Here is a 4,308-nt window from a genome sequence, read left to right as displayed (position 1 = left end):
AATCGCATCACCAACCCACTCACCAACACCCTTGCCTTCAACGCCATCCTGCGCCGACGCAAAGTAGTGGCGATAGCAGGGAAGGATGAGGTGCGATTTGGTCAGGCAGTACTTGCCGCACGTGCCTTCCTGCGCTTCGGCTTCCGCGTCCCAGTCTGCTTCCGAGGTGAGGAAGGCTCCGCTTTCGCGCACCCACTTCTCAAGCTGCGGGTAGGTGCCCAGCAGAAACTTCTGCTTCACGTTGACGGGGACCGTACCGGGCAGCGGTTTGTCCGTTGTGGAGAAACACAACTGTCCCACAGGCACCCCGGCAACGGAGTCCCAAGACAGCGCACCATCCGCCCCGCGCATCAGCACCTGCCCCGGCTCGCCGCCTTCGGGGATGGTGTGGTGGGGGTCGTCGGTGCGGGTGGTGTGGGTTTCCAGCAGGGCGCGGACTTCCACGACCTGCGCGTTCACATAACTGCGGCTTGCCAGCACCACCGTCGGGTCCACCTTCAGTTCCACGGCGGCGGTGTTGCTCACCTCCAGCACGAGGCGCACGCGCAGTTCCGCGGCGGAGCCTTCGGCAATCTGCGGTTTATACGTTTCGGGCAGGTTGCCCACGGCGAACAGGTCGCCATCAGCGTCAAAGACGCCTGCCTCGCGGATGGTCCAGCCGCCCTGCTCGGACGGGATGACCAGTTCGGCCACGATGTACGCCGGATTGTCCGGGTCCGTTTCCAGCGTATTCAGCTGGGCACGGTACGTCTCACGGACCAGCGCATCCTGCGCCGCGTCCGGTGTCACCTGCTGCCCCGCACCATCGCCAACGGCGCAGTGCGTCAGGGAGACGGTGCGTCCAAGCGCCACGGCATTCGCCAGTTTCGCCCGGCCCATCTCGGTGAGGATGACAAAGAAGTCCTTGGCCATTTCTTCCTCGCTAGGGTTGTATTGTTATTGCCAAAAAGGTTTGCAGCCCCACTGCGGCATGGACCGCAGCCTCCTGCGTCACGTCCTCCGGACGCCATGCATAGACCTGCAACGTTCCGCCGGTTTGCAGCGCGCCGCCAGCGTGGACGCTCCCGCGCGCCGCGCTCACGACATCAAAACCACGAAGGTGCGAACGCGTGTTCTTCGCCGCCTCCACCACTCGCGTCAGCATGCCGTAGAGGTCGGCGTCCACGCCCCGGTCATCCACCTCCACCTCAATGGCGAATGTGTACGGCTCGCCCTGTGGGGTTTCCTCCCACCATTCGCGAATTCGCACCCGGTAGCCGAGGGCGCGCACCGCCCGGTCCACAGCGCCGCGCGTGCCCTTATGCCGGTGCACCCACACTGCGGCGCGGATGGCCTCGCGCTTTTGCGCCTCGGTCCAGCTTTCGTCCCACGCATCCACGGACAACGCCCACGCAAGCCAAGCAAGCAGCGGCTCCGGGCACTCATCAGGACGCCACACCGAACGCAGCGGAACGCCCACGTCGGACAGCCGCGCCACAGCTTCGGACAGAGCCCGTTCCGTCGCCGTCGCGCTTGGCGGCAGCAGATGCCTAGACACGCTCCACCTCCAACGCCACGCCCGTGCAATACGCGGCCTGATGCGCCGCGCAGGTGACATTGGCGGCAGGCTCATCCAGCGTCACACGTGCTACGCCCTCCACCTGCAACGCCGCATAGACCTTAGACAGCGGCATCCCCGCGCCAAGCACGTGCCCCGCCTCGGCCACGGCCTGCATGGCCGCAAGGGCGGCGTCGCGCACAGCCTCAGCACTGGGGCCGGGCTGAATGGCAAGGGTTGCACGCACGGCGTAAGGCACCACCTCCGCCGCCTGCACGGTGACATGGTCCGTCAACGGACGCGTTTCCGCCGCCCCAAGCACGTTCTCCACCGCAGACACCACGGCAGGGTCCGGCGTTCCATCGCCCTCACGGCCCAGCACGTGGACCACCACCTCACCGGGCGCGGGGCTGCTCACCGCCGCGTCACGCACATCCGGTACCGTCAGGGCATGGAACACATACGCCCGGTCCGGCCCCGCCACACTAAAGCCCTCCGGCGCAAGCTGGATACGGCGGCGAAACTCATCATCGCCCTCCCACGTCGGCGGCACGGGCGGATAGGCGTCCGGGTCGCCGGGGTCCACCATCTTGCGCTGAAGCGGCACCAACGCGGCAAGCTGGTCAAGGTCACGGCCAACGGCGTAGGCCAGCATCACACTGCGGGCCGCATCATTCACGCGCTGGCGAAGCAAGGTTTCGCGGTAGGCCGCTACTTCCAAAATTTTGTAGGCCGGGTCGGACTCCACAAGGGCAGTATGCTCCGGGTGCCGCGCATTAAATGCCGTCAGCATCTCCGCGAGTACGTCCTCTGCGCTGAGGTCCCGCACCACCTGCGGCGCGGCAAGGCGCGACAGGTCAATGTCCGAAAAACCGCTCATATGATGATTCCCTCCATGGTCACGGGTTTACCGTCCGGCAGATAGGTGCCCTGCACATCAATCGCCACGTGCCCCGCCCCGGCGTCACGCGCGCTCACGCGCTCCACCCGCAGCCGAGGCTCCCAGCGGGCCAGGGCCTCCGCCGTGGCGGCGTACAGCTCCACCAGCGTTTCGCCAGTCAGCGGCGCGTCCACCAACCGGGGCAGGCGGGAGCCGTACTCCCGGCGCATCACGCGCGAGCCCACAGGCGTGGTCAGAATGTCGCGTACGGACTGCCGCAAATGCTCCAGACCGGACAACGTGCCGCCCGAATTTGCATCAACACCGCGCATCACTTCGGTCCTCCAGTTTCGCCGCCGTGCGGACATGGATGAACGTGTCCATTGAGCGACACCGCCGCACGCACATCCGCGTCCGTGCTAATGTCGCCATCGGCATGCAGGTCGCCCTTCAAGGTGGCGTTGCCACCGCCCGAGCCGCCGCCCTGCGTCATGGGACCGTTCAGAAAAATATTGCCGCTCAGGGTAATCTGCGGCGCGGTGACCTTCACGGCGCTTCCGGCCGAGACATTAACCTCGCCGCCAGCCTGCACCGTTACGTCCTGTGCCGCTTCGCCCACGATGTCGCCGGGAACAACCGCGCGCAGCCTGTGGGCGCTGCGGTCGTACTCCACCACGGCCCCATCGCCGTAGACATGGCGGTCGACATCCGGCGACGCCGCAGGCGCGGGATGCGCGGACTGGAAAATGCTCCCCAGCACCACCCCTTGCGACGTATCCCCCGACGGCGCGAGCACCATCACCTGCTCCCCAACCTCAGGCGCCCACCACGTCCGGTCGCCTCCGGCGCGGAGCGTAAGCCACGGCAACCAGTCCGACACGGCCCCGCCAAGGCCGACGCGCACCCGCGCCGCGCCATAATCCGCCTCGGCCACGGTGCCGACCTGCAAAAGGCTCGCAAGCCGCCGCTCCATATCAGAGACGCGAAAGTCCATCGGTCACCTCTGTGTAGCTCTCTTTATGTTCCAGCCCGATGCGGGGCGCATGCGAGACCAAAACGCTCTGGACAGGCACGCCCTCGCCACTCCACACACTCTCGCCAAGGGGCACGTCCTGCTCGAATTCCACGCGCCAACAGGCGACATCCGTTCCAACGGGAGCAGGCACATCCGCCTCAACCTTCACAAACCGCGCAGGCATGGCCTGCACCCCAAAACGGTTGCCGTGGACCAAAGCAGCCACCGCCGCGCTCATCTGCCGCAGTTCGCGCCGCGACTGCGCCGCGTCCAAGGCAGTGTCCTTCGCCACAACAAGGAACACGTCCCAGCGGCACTGCACCCACACGCGCTCCGTCCCGTCCTCGGGGTCTCCGGCGTGTTCCATGTCCGTCAGCCGGACCACGGCAAGAGGCGCTTCCATATCGCCTTGCGCGCCGTACTCCACCACCGCCCGCAGCCCCGGCAGGCCGTCCGCAAGCGCCGCGCAAATCCCTTCGCATGCTGCTTGAACCATTCTTCCCCTCCTCTCAGCCGCCCGGATGCTTCCACGCGGATTCGCTCAACTTTACCGGGGACGTTCCGAGCTACGCGCCGTCGCACGCCGCGCAGCGCAACCGGTGCTCCGCCCCCCTCGTTCGGCGCGCACAATAAAAAAGCGCCGCCACAATGACGACGCGTCCCTGTACAGATGTGCAGTGGTTCATTTTTTTGGGGGAGCTGACGTTACGACCACGTCGGTAACGCCACCCTTCTTGTGCTCCGCAGGCTTAAGGATTTCATCCTTAAGAATCCTCTTCATACGCCACGCCCCTCACCACCCACACGGCCGCAATCACACCCCCACGCCAGCCACGCCCACGCGGACCACTCGCCCTACGCCCGGCAACGCCTGCA

General features: G+C 66.2%; 6 protein-coding genes. All 6 read right to left on the bottom strand.

Annotated elements, in window-relative coordinates; all coding sequences use genetic code 11:
- The coding region (locus ACY69P_RS14560; RefSeq protein ID WP_462327993.1) for a phage tail protein at positions 1-912 on the bottom strand (912 nt) is incomplete at its 3' end.
- 10 nt (positions 913-922) lie between these two features.
- A complete protein-coding gene (locus ACY69P_RS14555; protein ID WP_462327992.1) occupies positions 923-1,537 on the bottom strand; it encodes a phage tail protein I in 615 nt (204 codons plus the stop codon).
- Positions 1,530-2,417, bottom strand: coding sequence for a baseplate assembly protein (locus ACY69P_RS14550; protein ID WP_462327991.1), 888 nt, complete (start codon positions 2,415-2,417; stop codon positions 1,530-1,532). The genes ACY69P_RS14555 and ACY69P_RS14550 overlap by 8 nt, the downstream gene beginning before the upstream one ends.
- On the bottom strand, positions 2,414-2,749 hold the full coding sequence (locus ACY69P_RS14545) for a GPW/gp25 family protein (RefSeq protein WP_459899078.1): 336 nt from the start codon (positions 2,747-2,749) through the stop codon (positions 2,414-2,416). Before ACY69P_RS14545 ends, ACY69P_RS14550 begins: the two co-directional genes overlap by 4 nt.
- The gene (locus ACY69P_RS14540; protein WP_462327990.1) at positions 2,749-3,411 is read right to left on the bottom strand and encodes a phage baseplate assembly protein V; all 663 of its coding nucleotides are present in this window, start codon (positions 3,409-3,411) and stop codon (positions 2,749-2,751) included. Before ACY69P_RS14540 ends, ACY69P_RS14545 begins: the two co-directional genes overlap by 1 nt.
- The gene (locus ACY69P_RS14535) at positions 3,392-3,928 is read right to left on the bottom strand and encodes a hypothetical protein (protein ID WP_462327989.1); all 537 of its coding nucleotides are present in this window, start codon (positions 3,926-3,928) and stop codon (positions 3,392-3,394) included. The genes ACY69P_RS14540 and ACY69P_RS14535 overlap by 20 nt, the downstream gene beginning before the upstream one ends.
- Positions 3,929-4,308 lie beyond the last annotated feature (380 nt).

The organism is Desulfobaculum sp. (assembly GCF_054921475.1).
This window is presented reverse-complemented; position numbering and strand designations above follow the sequence as displayed.

Excerpts from the sequence above, each read along its gene's own strand:
- ACY69P_RS14540 (WP_462327990.1), bottom strand. The coding sequence starts at position 3,411 with ATGGACTTTCGCGTCTCTGATATGGAGCGGCGGCTTGCGAGCCTTTTG.
- ACY69P_RS14545 (WP_459899078.1), bottom strand. The coding sequence starts at position 2,749 with ATGCGCGGTGTTGATGCAAATTCGGGCGGCACGTTGTCCGGTCTGGAG.
- ACY69P_RS14550 (WP_462327991.1), bottom strand. The coding sequence starts at position 2,417 with ATGAGCGGTTTTTCGGACATTGACCTGTCGCGCCTTGCCGCGCCGCAG.
- ACY69P_RS14535 (WP_462327989.1), bottom strand. The coding sequence starts at position 3,928 with ATGGTTCAAGCAGCATGCGAAGGGATTTGCGCGGCGCTTGCGGACGGC.